At 28.1% G+C, this 15,752-nt stretch carries 13 protein-coding genes; 1 reads left to right on the top strand and 12 read right to left on the bottom strand.

All coding sequences use genetic code 11. The features are described 5' to 3' along the window. Positions 1-134: 134 nt before the first annotated feature. The 4 genes from RWQ73_RS01345 to RWQ73_RS01330 form a co-directional block, all read right to left on the bottom strand. A complete protein-coding gene (locus RWQ73_RS01345) occupies positions 135-566 on the bottom strand; it encodes a hypothetical protein (protein WP_314085590.1) in 432 nt (143 codons plus the stop codon). A gap of 1 nt (position 567) precedes the next feature. Continuing rightward, positions 568-1,155, bottom strand: a complete 588-nt coding sequence (locus tag RWQ73_RS01340; protein WP_314406343.1) for a lysophospholipid acyltransferase family protein — start codon at positions 1,153-1,155, stop codon at positions 568-570. Between the two features lie 19 nt (positions 1,156-1,174). Next, entirely contained in the window at positions 1,175-1,846 is a 672-nt protein-coding gene (cmk, locus tag RWQ73_RS01335; protein ID WP_314406342.1) for a (d)CMP kinase, read from the bottom strand. Between the two features lie 129 nt (positions 1,847-1,975). After that, on the bottom strand, positions 1,976-4,084 hold the full coding sequence (locus tag RWQ73_RS01330) for a DNA topoisomerase III (RefSeq protein WP_314406341.1): 2,109 nt from the start codon (positions 4,082-4,084) through the stop codon (positions 1,976-1,978). A gap of 166 nt (positions 4,085-4,250) precedes the next feature. On the opposite strand from RWQ73_RS01330, the gene RWQ73_RS01325 reads away from it, so the two are divergent. Continuing rightward, positions 4,251-4,709 (top strand): nucleoside 2-deoxyribosyltransferase, encoded by a 459-nt coding sequence (locus RWQ73_RS01325; protein ID WP_314406340.1) that lies wholly within the window; start codon positions 4,251-4,253, stop codon positions 4,707-4,709. A 76-nt stretch (positions 4,710-4,785) separates the two neighbouring features. On the opposite strand, the gene RWQ73_RS01320 is transcribed toward RWQ73_RS01325, so the two are convergent. The 8 genes from RWQ73_RS01320 to RWQ73_RS01285 all read right to left on the bottom strand — a co-directional run bounded on the left by RWQ73_RS01320 (position 4,786) and on the right by RWQ73_RS01285 (position 15,602). Next, positions 4,786-5,418 carry an ABC transporter ATP-binding protein gene (locus RWQ73_RS01320; RefSeq protein ID WP_314406339.1) on the bottom strand — a complete coding sequence of 211 codons (633 nt, stop codon included), beginning with the start codon at positions 5,416-5,418 and terminating at the stop codon, positions 4,786-4,788. A 13-nt stretch (positions 5,419-5,431) separates the two neighbouring features. After that, entirely contained in the window at positions 5,432-6,691 is a 1,260-nt protein-coding gene (locus RWQ73_RS01315; protein WP_314406338.1) for an FtsX-like permease family protein, read from the bottom strand. 15 nt (positions 6,692-6,706) lie between these two features. Further along, the gene (locus RWQ73_RS01310; RefSeq protein ID WP_314406337.1) at positions 6,707-8,092 is read right to left on the bottom strand and encodes an ABC transporter permease; all 1,386 of its coding nucleotides are present in this window, start codon (positions 8,090-8,092) and stop codon (positions 6,707-6,709) included. Positions 8,093-8,335: 243 nt separating this feature from the next. Continuing rightward, positions 8,336-9,265: a helix-turn-helix transcriptional regulator gene (locus RWQ73_RS01305; RefSeq protein ID WP_314406336.1), complete on the bottom strand. Its 930-nt coding sequence runs from the start codon at positions 9,263-9,265 to the stop codon at positions 8,336-8,338. 1,695 nt (positions 9,266-10,960) lie between these two features. Beyond that, on the bottom strand, positions 10,961-11,887 hold the full coding sequence (locus RWQ73_RS01300) for a helix-turn-helix transcriptional regulator (RefSeq protein ID WP_314406335.1): 927 nt from the start codon (positions 11,885-11,887) through the stop codon (positions 10,961-10,963). A gap of 180 nt (positions 11,888-12,067) precedes the next feature. Beyond that, on the bottom strand, positions 12,068-12,997 hold the full coding sequence (locus RWQ73_RS01295; RefSeq protein WP_314084219.1) for a helix-turn-helix transcriptional regulator: 930 nt from the start codon (positions 12,995-12,997) through the stop codon (positions 12,068-12,070). Positions 12,998-13,087: 90 nt separating this feature from the next. Beyond that, complete coding sequence (locus RWQ73_RS01290) at positions 13,088-14,014, bottom strand: helix-turn-helix transcriptional regulator (RefSeq protein WP_314406334.1); 927 nt, start codon at positions 14,012-14,014, stop codon at positions 13,088-13,090. A 301-nt stretch (positions 14,015-14,315) separates the two neighbouring features. Then, entirely contained in the window at positions 14,316-15,602 is a 1,287-nt protein-coding gene (locus RWQ73_RS01285) for an adenylosuccinate synthase (RefSeq protein WP_314084215.1), read from the bottom strand. Positions 15,603-15,752: the final 150 nt, after the last annotated feature.

The following is a 15,752-nucleotide window of genomic DNA, read 5'->3' as shown; positions in this document are numbered from 1 at the left end:
TAAAGTATATAACAAAACGAAGATTTTATCAATAGAAGTGGTCACTTCAATGGCTATTACGATATGTTAAAAATAAATAAGAGTACCTCAACAATATGATATAAACCATACTTCGAGATACTCCCGATTAAATATTATTCTTTATATTCGTTTCCTACAACATCTTTTAAGATTTGATCCCATTTTGGTAAATTACGATCTATACGTATCGCACGATCGCTGTCAGTACCAAGAATATTATGTGAACTCGTTCCGATAATTACTACCTCACCATCAACATAAAACTCGTATGAGAAGATAGTTTTAATTCCACTATGTTTTTCAATCCATGTTTTAATAAAAATATCTTGGTTATTAAATCTAATATTAGTTCTAATAGAGTATTTAACATCAATATCAGCATAATATAGATTATAATTAATTAGCGAATCAATATCAATACCTAATCCACTTAAATAATACTTTTTAGCCAAATTCATCCAATCATAGACATACTTATTATCTAAATAACCTGATTGATTAAAGAATTTTTTTTCTAATTTAAATTTTATTGTTTTTTCGTACACGTTACTTCTCCTTTGCGATTAACTCAGAGATTCTATCCATTAATATAGCAGTTATCTCATCATGAGTTTTTCCTTCTTCTTTTAAAGAAGCGGCATCAATCTCATCACCAATGACTATCTTTATACTAGAAAAAATTCTAAAATTTTTACTAGGAATTATTGCAAAAGGAATAATTTTTGTCTTTGCTCTAGTTGCAATAAACGATGCACCATTGTGAGACTCACCTAAATCCAACTCTTTAGAATGAGAACGAGTTCCTTCAGGGAAAATCCCTACAACTTCACCTTCCCTTAACAGTTTTATACTATTATTTATGGCTGTTCTATCAAAAGTACCCCTTTTAATTGGAATAGCTCCTGTAGCTTCTAATGCTTGTTTTACAAACACCATTTTAAACAACTCTTCTTTAGCAATAAAACGAATCTTCTTATCAAAAAACGCTGGGAATAATAACGGATCATGATTACTTAAATGATTTCCTGAAATCACAACACCTTTTGCATTTTCAATTTTTTCTTTATTAACAATAGTGACTTTATAAAAAACTTTATAAAAGAGTGCTAATAACATTCTAATAAAATTATACATAGATTTCACCTACCATTATTTATTTCACACTTTTTACTAATTCAGTCATTTTAGCAACAACTTCATCAATTGTCAAGCTAGTTGTATCTATTAATGTTGCTGATTCTACTTGTACCAATGGAGCAATATCTCTGTTCTCATCTTGCCAATCACGCGCTTTAATGTCTTCTTTGACTTTCTCAAAATCAACTTTCTCTATACCTTGACGTTCAAAATCTAAAACTCTTCTTCTTGCCCTTTCTTCCACTGATGCCGTTAAAAATATTTTCACATCAGCATTTGGTAAAACAACAGAAGCAATATCACGACCATCCATTATAATATTGTTACTACCTGCCAAATTCCTTTGAGTATCAATTAAGAATTCTCTGACTGCTGGAGATTTTGCAAAAAGAGAAGTGTATTGTGACACCTCAGTCGTACGTATCTTATCACTCACTTCTTCGTTATTAACATAGACATATTGAACCCCATCAATATATTCAACCCTAAATTGAACCGTACTCAACAATTCTTTTATTCTCTCTTCATCCAACTCAATTAGATTATTCGATAAAAAATTAAAAGTCAAAGCTCTATACATAGCTCCAGTATCAACATAATTAAATCCAAGCGATTTAGCAACCATTTTTGTTATTGTACTTTTTCCTGATCCTGCTGGCCCATCAACAGCCACTGAAACATATTTCATTATTTACCTCTCAGACAAATTTTCTCATTATTTATTATAGCATAGTCTCAATTTAAACACTAGATTTAAATCGAGAAAAATCATTTCAGTAACAAAATCAAACTCTAACAAAAAATCTCTAAAATTATACTATTTCAACTTTAATCCAGCTAAAGCTGATAATGCATTATTTTCTAATTTTTCCTGTTTCATATATTTCTTCATATCTACGCGACTTGCTTTGTCCTTTTTGCTAGATTTAATTCGTTTATCAACTTCCTTTTGTTTTAACGAATTACCGCATTGACAACGATAAGTTGCATTCTCACCGTTTCCAAATAAAGTCATCTTCTTATGACAAGTATCACAACGAAGATTTGTTAATCTACTTATTACTTTACGATTACGACAACTTGGGTTAGAACATTTTAGCATTTTAGTTCCTTTTTTATCAACCTCAAGCATAAAACTATCGCATTCTTCGCATTTCTTACCACTAATATTATCATGCTTAAACTTATCTTCACTGTCCTTAATTTCATTAATACATGATTTTGTATATTGTTTTACATCATTCAAGAACTTATCTTTAGAAAGTTTATTTCTTGCAATATTATCTAGTTGCTTCTCCCAAACCGCTGTTAAAGACGGACTCTTAAGATTTTTTGGAACTAGATTCAATAATTGCTTAGCTTTATTAGTAGTTCGAATTCTTCCATTATCCAAAATTAAATAATCATTTGTAAATAGCTTTTCTAATATATCCGCACGTGTTGCTACAGTTCCTATTCCATTCGTTTCTTTAAGAATTTTTCTTTCATTCTCATCATCAACAAACTCGAAAGGATTTTCCATCGCATATATTAGACTACCCTCAGTATAATAACTTGGCGGTGTTGTTTGTTTTTTATTATAAACTAATGATTCTAATTTATAACTACTATTTTGAAGATTAATAATTTTATCTTGCAATTCTTCTCTACTTAATTCTTTATAACCTTCTTGAATTACTTTTATACCTTTAGCAGAAAACACCTTATTTTCTATCATAAACGAATACGTTGTTTCCTCATATTTATACTCAGGTAATAAATTCTCTAAAAATCTCTTAGCTACTAAATTATAAATCTTAGTTTCCATCTCAGACATTGATATATAATTTGGTCTTTGTTCCGTTGGAATAATCGCATGGTGATCACTTACCTTAGCATTATTTATAATTTTCTTAGCATTTAAATCTTTAACTTTTAACAATTTCACAGTAGTTTCTTTAAAGTCTCCGCCAATAGCTTGAATTCTATCTCTTAATGTATTTTTCATATCACTAGTTAAGTATCTGCTATCTGTTCTAGGATATGTCAACACCTTATGCCTTTCGTATAAACTCTGCACAATATTTAGAGTTTGTTTCGGTGATATACCAAAAAGTGCGCTTGCCGTTTGCTGAATATCAGTTAAATTATACAATGGCTTAGGTGATGAAGATTTAGTTTTCTTTTGAACATCATTAAACTTAACGCCATTATTAATATTCTTCTTAACAAACTGCTCAGCTTTTTCCAAATTAAAATCACTATTACCGCAGCTAAACTTAACATTCTCTATTTGAGCTTCAAATGTATAATAATCTTTTGATTTGAATTGTTTAATCTTCTCTTCTCTTTCAAAAACCATCTGTAACGTTGGAGTTTGAACACGTCCACAGTTAAGTGAAGCATTATACTTTAAAGTCAACGCTCTCGACGCATTAATACCTACCAACCAGTCAGCATTAGCACGAGCAATCCCAGAATGATATAAACCTAGATATTCTTTACCATCTCTTAAATTTCTAAATCCATCTTTAATCGCCTTATCAGTAACAGAAGAAATCCAAAGTCTTTTTATATTTTTGTTACAGTTAGCTTTCTCGATAATATAACGAGCAACAAGTTCGCCCTCACGCCCAGCATCAGTCGCAATTATAACTTCATTAACATCTTTCCTATTTAAAGCATTTTCTACTACTTTATACTGTTTAAAAGTTTTCTTTATTATTTCTGTTTTCATAAATTTCGGAATCATAGGTAGATTCTCTAAATTCACATTGCTAAACTCTTTGTATTTATCAGGTGTTTGAAGTGTAATTAAATGACCCAATGCCCAAGTAACGACATATTTATCACCTTCTAAACACCCATTTTTATTACTTTTCGCCCCTAGATTCCTCGCAATATCACGAGCAACTGACGGCTTTTCACAAAGTACAACACTTTTCATCAATAAATTCCTCACATATATATTCTTTACTTCTATAAATATTATAATAGAAATAGTTTAAAATAACTAGTAAAACAAATAATCACTATCACTAAGTTGAAACTTTTGTTGTAAATTTATGTATGATTATATTATAATTTAAATAACAACTAAGGAGGACTATTCTATGAAACTTTATTTAGCAGGAGCTTTGTTTAACGAAGCTGAGATAGCACAACGTTTAAAAGAAGGAAAACTATTAAGTGAAAGATTCGGAGATAGATTATCTGTCTTTAATCCAATTGAACAACCTTTCAATGAAGATAAACAAACACTACCAACCCCACAAGATATTTTTAATGGAGATACATATGCTGTAGAAAACTGCGATATATTTTTAGCAGATGTTACTAACGAAGATAGCGGTGTAATGGTTGAATTAGGGATTGCCATTTCATTGAATAAAAAAATTATTGCCATAAATTCTGATATTAGATTAAAATCAGCAAATAAATACGAAATACCTAGCTATGCGATGAACCACTATGTACTAGGTGGAATCTTAAAACACGGAACACTTGTTTATAGCTTTGACGAAGCACTAAACGAACTTGATAAACTATTTTGTTTAAAAAATCACTTATAATTAATAAAATAAGCGAGAGCAACTTAAGAATTTTGATTTGAAATAATCAATTTCTTTAGCTAATCTCGCTTTTTACTTATTTAACTTTTAATTTTTTATCTTTTAATTCTAGTACCACATCCGCAGCATCCGCCAATAAATTACTATGAGTAACAACTATTACGCATTTATTATTCTCTACAGCTACTTGTTTTAATATACCTATAATTTCTTCTGCAGTATTCTCATCAAGATTGCCTGTCGGTTCATCTGCTAAAATTATTGGTGCTTCAGATACTAACGCTCTTGCAATAGCTACACGTTGTTGCTGCCCTCCAGAAAGCTTCATAACATTTCGATTAACATGTTCTTCTTCTAATCCAAGTTTTAATAGAATATCCTTACTTGCATTTTTTGAAACAAGTTTTAGATTTTCTAATGGAGTCAGATAATCAATTAAATTATAATTTTGAAACACTAAAGAAATATCTTTACGTCTATGTTCACTATAACCTATTTTTTCAATATTTGTATTATTGAATAATATCTCTCCACTTGAAGGGCTATCTAATCCAGCTAATAACGATAGTAAAGTTGATTTCCCAGATCCTGATTTACCTATTATCGCATAAAACTTCCCTACTTCAAAATTATAAGTAATTCCACTTAAAACTTTTGACTTACTATTATCATATAAGTAACTTACATTTTTCAATTTAAAAATCGACATTTATTATTCCTCACTAATTAATATTCGTTAAAATTTTCTTCGGTTTCATCTTCAAGATTGGCAATAATGCTACAACTACCGAAATAAACACTATAGCTATCATTACTATAACTAGATTAACAATATCTATTCCATTAACAGACATCTTCATTAATTCATCCGCTATTGATTTTGGTAGTTCCTCAGAAAATATACTTCCCACATTGCTCGCTAAATACTTGATAGTCGCTATCTCTATACCGAGTGCAATCATTAGACCAAATATTGTTACCAATATTACCTCAACTATAAATTGTAACACCAGGTTTACTTTACTAATTCCTAACGACAGTAAAATCCCAATTTCGTAGGTTCTTTCACGAACCCAAAACATTAATATTAATGATAGTATAACTACTCCAACTACAACACTACCTATTCTTATCATATTAGTTATTTTCGTTATACTCTCTACTGATGATATAACTAGCTCATAATTTTTATTTGATTTAGAGACCATTAAGTTATTTATTCCTAAATCCTCAACAGCTTTAATTACATCGTCTAACTTAGTCGGATCTTCAACTCCGTATTCTACTGAAGTTACTTTATTATTAGCTATTAAGTTTGATAATTCTTGACTTGATTTATAATCGATATAAACTGTATTTTCAATAAAATCTGAGCTTAAGCCACTAAAGGTATTAGTCTTTTCGCCAGAGTAGATTCCAACAATTTCTAACTCTAATGTTTTACCTTCTTGTGATAATTTAATTTTTTCACCTAAGTTAATATTATTTAATTCAGCAAATTTTTCATGAATCATGATTTTATTCTTATCATTTTCTTCAATATGTCTTCCCTTTTCCAATTTTAAAACTTCACTCTTAAAATCAATATTACTTTTAGAAGCGGTAATTCCATTCATCATTACTAAATTACTTTTATTTTTTATTTCGTCGTTTAAAGTAATATTTTGATTTTCTTGGACTACTTTTTTTCCTTCAACAGTAACTGATTTAGAAAAAATATGATTTTTCGTAGTTATTCCTTTTAATTCTTTAATTTTTTTCAAAGTATCCTTTTCTATTTCTTTATTAGATTTATCTGCACTTTCAATATTAAATCCAAAATTAACATCTTTATATAAATTTTTAGAAATATTGTTTACTGTAGTATTCAAAACACTACCACTTAATAAGAAAAATGATATTAGTGTCACTATTAAAAACAAACTACTACTTCTAACTTTTTTTCTAGTAATATAAAGATATGCCCTATTAAAAATACTCATCGATTTCTCCTTACATTAATTAATATCAGATAATAAATCTTTAGGTTTTCTATATGCTAATCTACTAGAAGCAATTCCTACAGCAATAACAATTATAGCAACACCAACAAGAACAACCGTCAGCATGTTATCCATACTAACACTTACATCTAAGGTAGTAATAATTTTATTTGCACCCTCTACTTCAGCATTAGCCCCTAGATTAACTCCATTAGCTTGACTTGAGATAGTTTTACTTACAGATTTAACAGATTGTTGTAATATTTGATTACCAATATTTTGGCTTATAGCACTTCCTACGAAATATGAAGCGATAAAACTTGGAATACTTATTAAAAGAACCTCAAGAATAAATTGTCCTATTATACTCGCTTTAGTCATACCAATCGCTAAACTTACACCGATTTCTTTTCTTCTACTATTTATCCATAAGAATAATATTAGCGACAGAATCACTATACTAAAGACTATTGTACTTAAGAATACACCATTAGTTAGACTATAAATTGTATCTAATGATTGTTGTAACGCTGGAAAGTTTTGATTACTCTTAACTAACATATACTGTTTCCAATTAATAGGAAGTTTTTTAGCATCATTTATAATACTATCAACTCTATCTTTTCCATCAACTAGGAAAGTTGCATCTTGATATATTTCTTTACCATCTTCATAGTTATATAAAGTTTTTGTTGTTTGAGTATCAGCTATAAAAATATTATCATATAGTTCCATATGACTAGAAGTAGCACCTTTGTTCTGACCTCCAAAAATACCAACTACAGTAACCTCAACCTCTTTATCAGATTTTTTCTCATTATCTGCGTCATTTGGATTACCTTTTAATTTAATCTTATCCCTAACTTTAACTTTATTTTTCTTAGCGAAACCTTCATGAATCAAAACAGAATTCTTATCATTCTCAGTTAGATGGCGTCCCTCTTGTAATTTTAACGTCTCTGCTGAGAATCTATCATCTACTGAAGAATCATTAGTTCCAGTTACAATAACCGTCTTAGAGAAAAGTTGTCTTTGTTTGTTGTTTTTCTCTTCTTGTTGATGATTCGCAAGTTTTAAAGGCTCTAAATCAATTAGATCCGCACTTACATTCATTCTTTTAACATATTTCTTTACTCCCGGAATATTCTTAATCTTCTCAATGTCCTCACCTATTAAATTACCTGCCCCCCTAGCAGTCCCTTGATTGGTCTTTCTATTTATTTCCATAGAAAAACTACTCGTTATATTTTGAAAAGTTTCTTTTGATAAAGCATCTGTTGATTTTTTAATTGAAATAGTACTTAAAATTAATGATGACATAGTAGCTAATATTAAAAAAATAACTAATGATTTAAAACTTTTTCTGATTATATATAACCATGCTTTTTTTATTATAGACATTTATTACACCTCTTCTATATTTATTTATCATTAATAATAAAATTATATTAATAACTTTTCTATTATCTTACTCATATAATAATACTTTTACTTAAAATGTAATTAATACGATTTAAAGCGTTTTATCAGTTTTTTATAAAATAATAATTCAAAACAACCAAAGAATCACTCTTTCTTGTTTTGAATTATTTCCATGTATTATATTTTTTATCCTCAGTTCAATTACCACTGAAACTAAATTATCTAAAACTCAAAATCAATCCCTGTATTATTTCGTTCATAAAAACTTCGAGCCAAAGTATCTCTAATATGCTTGTCTGATTGCATATTATATAAATCAATTTGTGCATCAATAATACGGATACATTTATTAGCCAATTCAACGCCCTCAGATTTATTCAATTTCAATTGTATTTGAGCTAAAATAAATGAAAATGCATTAATATGGAAATTGAAATGCGTTAATTTAGAATAATTATTTTTCAACAATTCAATTGCTTTAAGACATTTTTCCTCAGCCTCTTCTACATGACCTCTTCTAGAAAGCAGGGCTATAGCACTGTGTAATGCTAGTATAGCTCTTTCTCCTTTATCAACTGAAAACATATCACCAATACCAACTGGTTTTAGATTTTCATCGATAATTCTTCGGATAAACTCTACAGAAAGCTGACTCTCATCCAAAACTCTAAGCATCAAAGTTAGCGTCAACATTTCATTCTTAGAAAGCTTATTTAGACTTTGAAGATAATTGAAAACAATCTCTCGATTTTCTAATATAATTTTTGGAACCATTTTTTCTTGAAATATTCCTAGGTATTGCTCAATATATAAGCGAGTTGTCATAGAAACATTTCCGTTCTCCAACGTTTTTATAGCCAAAGTTTTTATAGCAGAATAATTCCCCTCTTTTTCCATAGTATTCGCTTCTTTTAAAAATCCAGATCGATCAACTTCCACTAATGGTAAATACTCAGCAAAATAATCTTGATAGCATATACCTATATTTTTTAATAACTGTTCAAAAACTTCTAAAGATACACTTGTTTCATCCGCCTCAAATCTAATAAGAGTTCTTGCAGATATTGCAGTACCAGCCGCATCTTTTAATTTAATCCCACGTTCCTCCCTAATACTCTTGAAGATTTTCCCATGAAAAGATTTGTTGTCCATAAAGTTTCCATCTCCTTTATTAGTGTCAAATATATTATAACATAAAATAAGTAATCAATGTTAAAAATCATCTTAAATTTATTACATTAATTACTTATTTATTACATTATTAATTTATATAAATCAAATTAAAAAAGAGTAACTGACAACACAACACAACACAGTTACTCTTTTTACGCCTATATCATACTCCGATTAGCTATTTAGTTTATAAACTTCAAAATTAATACTTTTTTTCTCATCATCATTATATTTTTTTCTTAATTATATTTAGGTACATAATACGGTTTTTCTCCAATTTTGTTAAAGTATAACTATACTTGACAACTTTTTCAATTAATAATTATACTCTTAGCTAACAAAATAATACATTTATTTTATAAACTTAAACTTTCTTCTCTAATTGGATATTACTAACTAGATTTCATTCTCCCTAGAATATTCAAATTAACGAAAAAACAACCAAAAGTGCTAATTGAATATCTATTTCTAGTGAATAATTATAAGTACGGACTCTTATAGACATTCACTATTATAGCATTCATTTTACATAAATTATTACCTAGTGTAAAAATTGTCACTTTACAATGAAATCCTCTGAATATTTCACTAAAAGTGACTACTGTGTCACTATTTATTTTAATAATATAATTAACCTATTTTAAAATTCTACTATTTTCCTACGATTCAACTATATTTTTATCATAATTATTTAAAAAAATACACTTTTTTTCTTATAAAAAAAGACTGTTTCCATCAAGCTACATCGTGTTAGTTTTCTGTCTAACCTTCTGTAGACTGATATATTTCAGTCTTTTTATATCATAAACCTTTTCTATTTTGTTGCGTTGTTTTAACCCTTTTATATAAATACCATATAAACTTCTAAACTTTCATTAAAAAACGTATTAAATTTGAAAATTAATAATACTATTTGTCATGCGAAAACGTGAGTTAATAATTTCTTACTATTTTCAAAACTAAATACTTTTTTAATTAAACCTTTTCTTAATTTCGTGTAACTATTATTCATAGCTTCTTCATCTTAAAATTATTTCTTACCGAAACATTTAATAATTTAAAATGACTGCTTATTTTTTAACAGTCTGTACGCCAATACACTAAAAGTTATTTTTGTTTCAAGATAGTTAATAATTTTAAAAATTCAGATGCTAATTAATAATAATATACTTCAGATAATAAAACATTCCTCCTTAATTTCTTTATACGTATATTTTACCATAGTTTTCTTTAGTTTACGTATTTTGCGAAGAAATTGTCATATTATGCACTATTTATATATTTTTGGTATTCATATTAAAAGAATTAATGACAAATCTGTCGTGTGAAATCAAAAAAATGTCAAGGATATGATATATATTCATGTTTTTTAAATAAAGAAAACATCTATTTCTTTTTTTTTCATAAATACTTTCCTTCATCTAAGTATTTAAGTAATAAATATACAACTATATTTATTTAACATAATTTTACCATATCAAATATTGATTTACATATTTTAGTATTAATCTGTCACATTCTTGAAAAATACAATACTATTTTTATATCATTTTTGAATTTTATGACAGATATGTCGTGTAATATCGTGACATTTATACTTTAAACAAAGAAAAGAGATTAGTTTGATATTATTTTTAACTAATCTCTTTAAATTATTATTAAATGCCTATAGGATTAAAAATCAAATTCAACACCTGTTTTATTTAATTCATTAAACTCTATATACCTTTTATCCCTTAGATTTTTTAAAGAATCATCACCTTCGTATTCAATTACACAATCTAGATATTTCATATAAGCATTAGCCATTTTTACACCCTCTATTTTATTTTGAGCTAAATATGTTTTAGTTAACATAACCTTCATAGCCCTTGCATATATAGGTGCATATACTCCTATAGATTTTCTATGGATTTCTATTGCCTTTTTACAATGTTTTTCGGCATCACTATAAAATTTATTTTTCAATAAAAATAAAGTACAAGATGCTATAATCTCTGAATACTGAACATCAAAAATTTCATCGTAACAATTTTTATATACAATATTATTAATACAATCTTCGATTATTCTATTTACAAATTCTCTAGGAAAATCTTCTAAAGAACTCTTATGCAATATAATTTTTAGTGCAATTATTTCATTCCAACCGAACTTTCCTATATTTTTTAAGTGAGCTATAATAATTTGTCTATTTTCTAACAGTAAATCAGACGTTTCATGTTTCCAATCACATATAGTTAAAAACTGTTCAACTAATACTCTTCCTGTAAGTGAGACATTATCATTTTTTAACCATTTTATACATTCTGAAACCACTTTAGATTTATTTGATTCTTCTACATATTTCATTAATTTTTCTATAAATATGTCATCTTTATTTTTGTAGTTCTCATGAAAATATTTATAGTAATCAAGATATCCCAAATCACAATTATCAAGTAATTTATCAAAAACTGCCAAAGTTATACTAGTCTCATCAGCTTCGAAACGCATTAATGTTCTTGTAGAGACTACCCCCTTTGCCACATCTTTTAATTTATGACCTCTTTCTTCTCTTAGCTTTTTAAATATTTTCCCGTGGATATTATTTTCGCTCATTTTTATCTCCTTACAAACAACTATAACATTATAATATTTAGCACAATAACCAAAATTTTTATATTTTTAATAAATTCATTTTTAATCGATACTTACTAAAATTTGTTCATATAACCCAATTTATTTAATTTAATATTTAATCACAGTACCAAACTATATTTTATATAAACTCGACCTAACTTAAAAATCAAAGCTAATACCTGTCTTATTCAATTCATAAAATTCCTTATGTAGCGCATCTCTACTAAGTTTATATTCAGATAAATCGTCAAACTCTATTACTGCTTCTAAATATTTCATATATTTATTTGCCATTTCAACACCCTCTACTTTATTCTGACTAAGATATATTTTAGGCAATAATACACCTTTAATATGTCTAATAAAGAGTATTACATACGGTAATGATCTTTTTTCATTAAGTATTTTCAAAGCTTTATTACAGTATTTTTCGGCTCTCTCAAGCTCTCCATTTCTAGTTAAAAAACCAACACCATTTATCAGTATGTCAATATAATATGTACCTAGAATTTGATCATATTGGTTTTCAGGAACCAAATACTCCATTCCCTCTTCAATTATTCTACTCACATAATCAATTGAAAAATCTTCTACTGTTGCAGTACTAAGTATTAATAAGAAAGCTAAGAGTTCATTAAGACTGAATCTTCCTATATTTTTTAGATGTTCTTTAACTATTCTTTCATTCTCTAATAATAATTCAGAATTACGTTCCCATCTAATTTTAAAAAGGAAAAACTCTATAAAAACTCTTAATTCAAAAGAAACTTCATCTCGTTTTAATAATTTTATCGACTCCGTAACTAAACCAGATCTATTCGATTCAGATAATAATTTCAAAAATTTTTCGGATAATATTTCAGTTTCACTTTTGTGATTTTTGTGAAGATATCCAAAATAATCAATATATCCAATACCACAATTATTTAACAATCTATCAAACGTCGCTAATGTTACACTTGTCTCATCAGCTTCAAAACGTATCAATGTTCTCGTTGATATTACATCACCTGCAACATCTTTTAATTTTAAACCTCTATCTTCTCTTATTCTCTTAAAAATATTTCCGTGAATATTAAACTCTTGCACTGTTTATCTCCTCTCTAAATATAATTAAATAAAAATTAATCTTTTAATTACACTAAGTAATTAGTATTATTATATAACATCTTAATATTACTAGAATTCAATATCAATACCTGTTTTATTTGCTTCACTAAAACTTTTATAAACAATGTCTCTTAAACGTTTATAATAAGCATCATCCGTAATTTCCGCAACAATGTTTTTATATTTTAAAACCTTATTAGCAAGAGCAATACCTTCTTTTTTATTTTGGCGTAAATATGCTATAGCTAAGATGCTCATTACGTCGGCATAATAATTTATTTTTTCTATTAACAATGGTTGTCCATCAAAAAGTTCAATTGCCTCCTTACATCTTTTTTCAACTAATTCATAATAACCATTTCTTGATAAAAATGCTAATGATGAAATTAATAAATTACAATATGCCCCACCAACGTATTGATTCAGATAATTCCTAACAGGAATATTTTGTAAACACTCTTCAATAATTCTATCAATATATTCAACTGAATACTCTTCTCGTGAAGCGGAATATATTAAAAATTTAAGTCCGGACATTTCATTCCAACCTAATTTATTAGTTGACTCAATTATCTCCCTAATTATTCTCTTATTATTATCAAATAATTCTCTATCTTCTTTCCAACCCACTGCTTGTATAGTCGATAAAATATCTAGTCTTTTTGATAGTTCAATATTTTTTTTCTTTAGTTCCTTTTTACATTCATTTACTATCTTTGATGGAGAACCAGATTGTAGATATTCATTAATTTTTTTTGAAAATTCAGAAGTTTCTATGTTAGCATTGTCATAGTAATATACTAAATAATCTAGAAACTCTATACCACAATTTTCCAATAATTTCTCAAAAACTGCAATTGAAATACTAGTTTCATCAGCTTCAAAGCGCATTAATGTTCTCGTAGAGATTACATCGCCTGCGACATCTTTTAACTTATATCCTCTCTCCTCTCTTAGTTTTTTAAAAATACTTCCATGCAAATTCTTCTCATTCATTCCTTATCTCCTAAACTTTAATATTAAGAATAATTTATACCTATTTTCTTCTATAAATAAATAAATTAAAGATTATTAAAATAGTCTTTTTTAATATATTTTACCATTAAATTAATACTTATTTTAATTACGTGACAAATACGTCATATTCTAATATATTCTCTTTATATCTATAAAAATAACTACTCTATGTGTCATATTCGTCACCTTGTGTCCTCTGTTTTTTTTATCTAATTTTTACAAAAATAAACTTCGAGGCATAATTCTCTACACCTCGAAGTTCATCTATATTTTTTTTATATTAATTCCATAAATCTTCTAGTAAGTGAGTTTGAGTTCTATCTGGTCCTGTAGAGAATACAGAGATTTTAACACCTACTAATTCTTCGATTTTTTCTAAATATTTTCTTGCATTTTCAGGAAGCTCATCCAGAGATGTTACGCCTGTAATATCTTCATCAAAGCCTGGTAATGTTTCATAGATTGGTTTACAATCTTTAATGATATTTTCATTTGCTGGGTATTCTGTAAGAATTTCACCTTTATAGTCATAAGCTGTACAGATTTTAATTTCTTTAAGACCAGAAAGTACATCTAGACAGTTTACTGACAGATTAGTCATTCCAGATACGCGAGCTGAGTGACGCATTACTACAGTATCGAACCATCCAATACGACGTGGACGTTTGGTTACAGTTCCATACTCATTACCGATTTCACGAATTCTAGAACCAATTTCATCGAATAATTCCGTTGGGAATGGTCCATCTCCTACACGAGAAGTATAAGCTTTTGAAATTCCTAATACTTTAAGACCATTTGTTGGTACGAATCCATTACCTACTGTGATTCCACCAGCAGATGGATTAGATGATGTAACATATGGGTATGTACCGTGATCGATGTCTAGCATTACCCCTTGTGCACCTTCAAATAAGATATTTTTATTTTCATTTTGTGCATCTTCTAGTACTTTAGAAGTATCAGTAACATATTGTGCTAATTGTTTTCCATATTCGAAATATTCATTGAAAATCTCTTCTACTGTGAATCCTTCAGTTTCATAGATTTTTTCGAATAGTTCATTTTTTTCTTTCAGATTTTGTTCTAATTTTTTCTTGAATAGATCAGCATCTAATAGATCGGCAATACGGATACCACAACGTTTATATTTATCTACATAACACGGTCCGATACCTTTTTTAGTAGTACCAATTTTGTTTTCTCCACGACGCGCTTCTTCGACCTCATCAAGTTTTAAGTGGTATGGTAATACTACGTGTGCTCTATTCGAGATTCTTAGACCATTACAAGTTACTCCACTTTCTTTAAGTCTATCGATTTCACTACAAATCCATTTAGGATCTACAACAAGACCATTTCCGATAATTGAAAGTTTTTCTTCATTAAAAATTCCAGATGGGATTAATTGAAGTTTGTAAGTTTTTCCATCGAACTTAATAGTATGTCCTGCGTTGTTACCCCCTTGATAACGAGCAATTACATCAGCACGCTCTGCTAAAAAGTCGGTAATTTTACCTTTACCTTCGTCTCCCCATTGTGAACCTACTACTACGATTATTGACATATGTTACGCCTCCTGAAAGCAAATATTTTTTCCATTAATAATTATATCATAAATACAGACGTTTACAACCATTTTTTATAAAAAACTAGAAATAATCGTACAATAAAGTATATTTTCACGGGTTGTTCACTTTTATGCGTTTCCATTAAA

The sequence above is a fragment of the uncultured Gemella sp. genome (assembly GCF_963525875.1).
GTDB lineage: Bacteria > Bacillota > Bacilli > Staphylococcales > Gemellaceae > Gemella.
Note: the sequence above shows the minus strand (reverse complement) of the source record. Positions and strands in the feature narration are given on the sequence as shown.

Bases quoted from the DNA above. Each gene is read 5' to 3' on its own strand.
- RWQ73_RS01315 (WP_314406338.1), bottom strand. From the start codon at position 6,691: ATGAGTATTTTTAATAGGGCATATCTTTATATTACTAGAAAAAAAGTT.
- RWQ73_RS01310 (WP_314406337.1), bottom strand. From the start codon at position 8,092: ATGTCTATAATAAAAAAAGCATGGTTATATATAATCAGAAAAAGTTTT.
- RWQ73_RS01330 (WP_314406341.1), bottom strand. From the start codon at position 4,084: ATGAAAAGTGTTGTACTTTGTGAAAAGCCGTCAGTTGCTCGTGATATT.
- RWQ73_RS01300 (WP_314406335.1), bottom strand. From the start codon at position 11,887: ATGAGCGAAAATAATATCCACGGGAAAATATTTAAAAAGCTAAGAGAA.
- RWQ73_RS01340 (WP_314406343.1), bottom strand. From the start codon at position 1,155: ATGTATAATTTTATTAGAATGTTATTAGCACTCTTTTATAAAGTTTTT.
- RWQ73_RS01290 (WP_314406334.1), bottom strand. From the start codon at position 14,014: ATGAATGAGAAGAATTTGCATGGAAGTATTTTTAAAAAACTAAGAGAG.
- RWQ73_RS01325 (WP_314406340.1), top strand. From the start codon at position 4,251: ATGAAACTTTATTTAGCAGGAGCTTTGTTTAACGAAGCTGAGATAGCA.
- cmk (WP_314406342.1), bottom strand. From the start codon at position 1,846: ATGAAATATGTTTCAGTGGCTGTTGATGGGCCAGCAGGATCAGGAAAA.
- RWQ73_RS01305 (WP_314406336.1), bottom strand. From the start codon at position 9,265: ATGGACAACAAATCTTTTCATGGGAAAATCTTCAAGAGTATTAGGGAG.
- RWQ73_RS01285 (WP_314084215.1), bottom strand. From the start codon at position 15,602: ATGTCAATAATCGTAGTAGTAGGTTCACAATGGGGAGACGAAGGTAAA.
- RWQ73_RS01320 (WP_314406339.1), bottom strand. From the start codon at position 5,418: ATGTCGATTTTTAAATTGAAAAATGTAAGTTACTTATATGATAATAGT.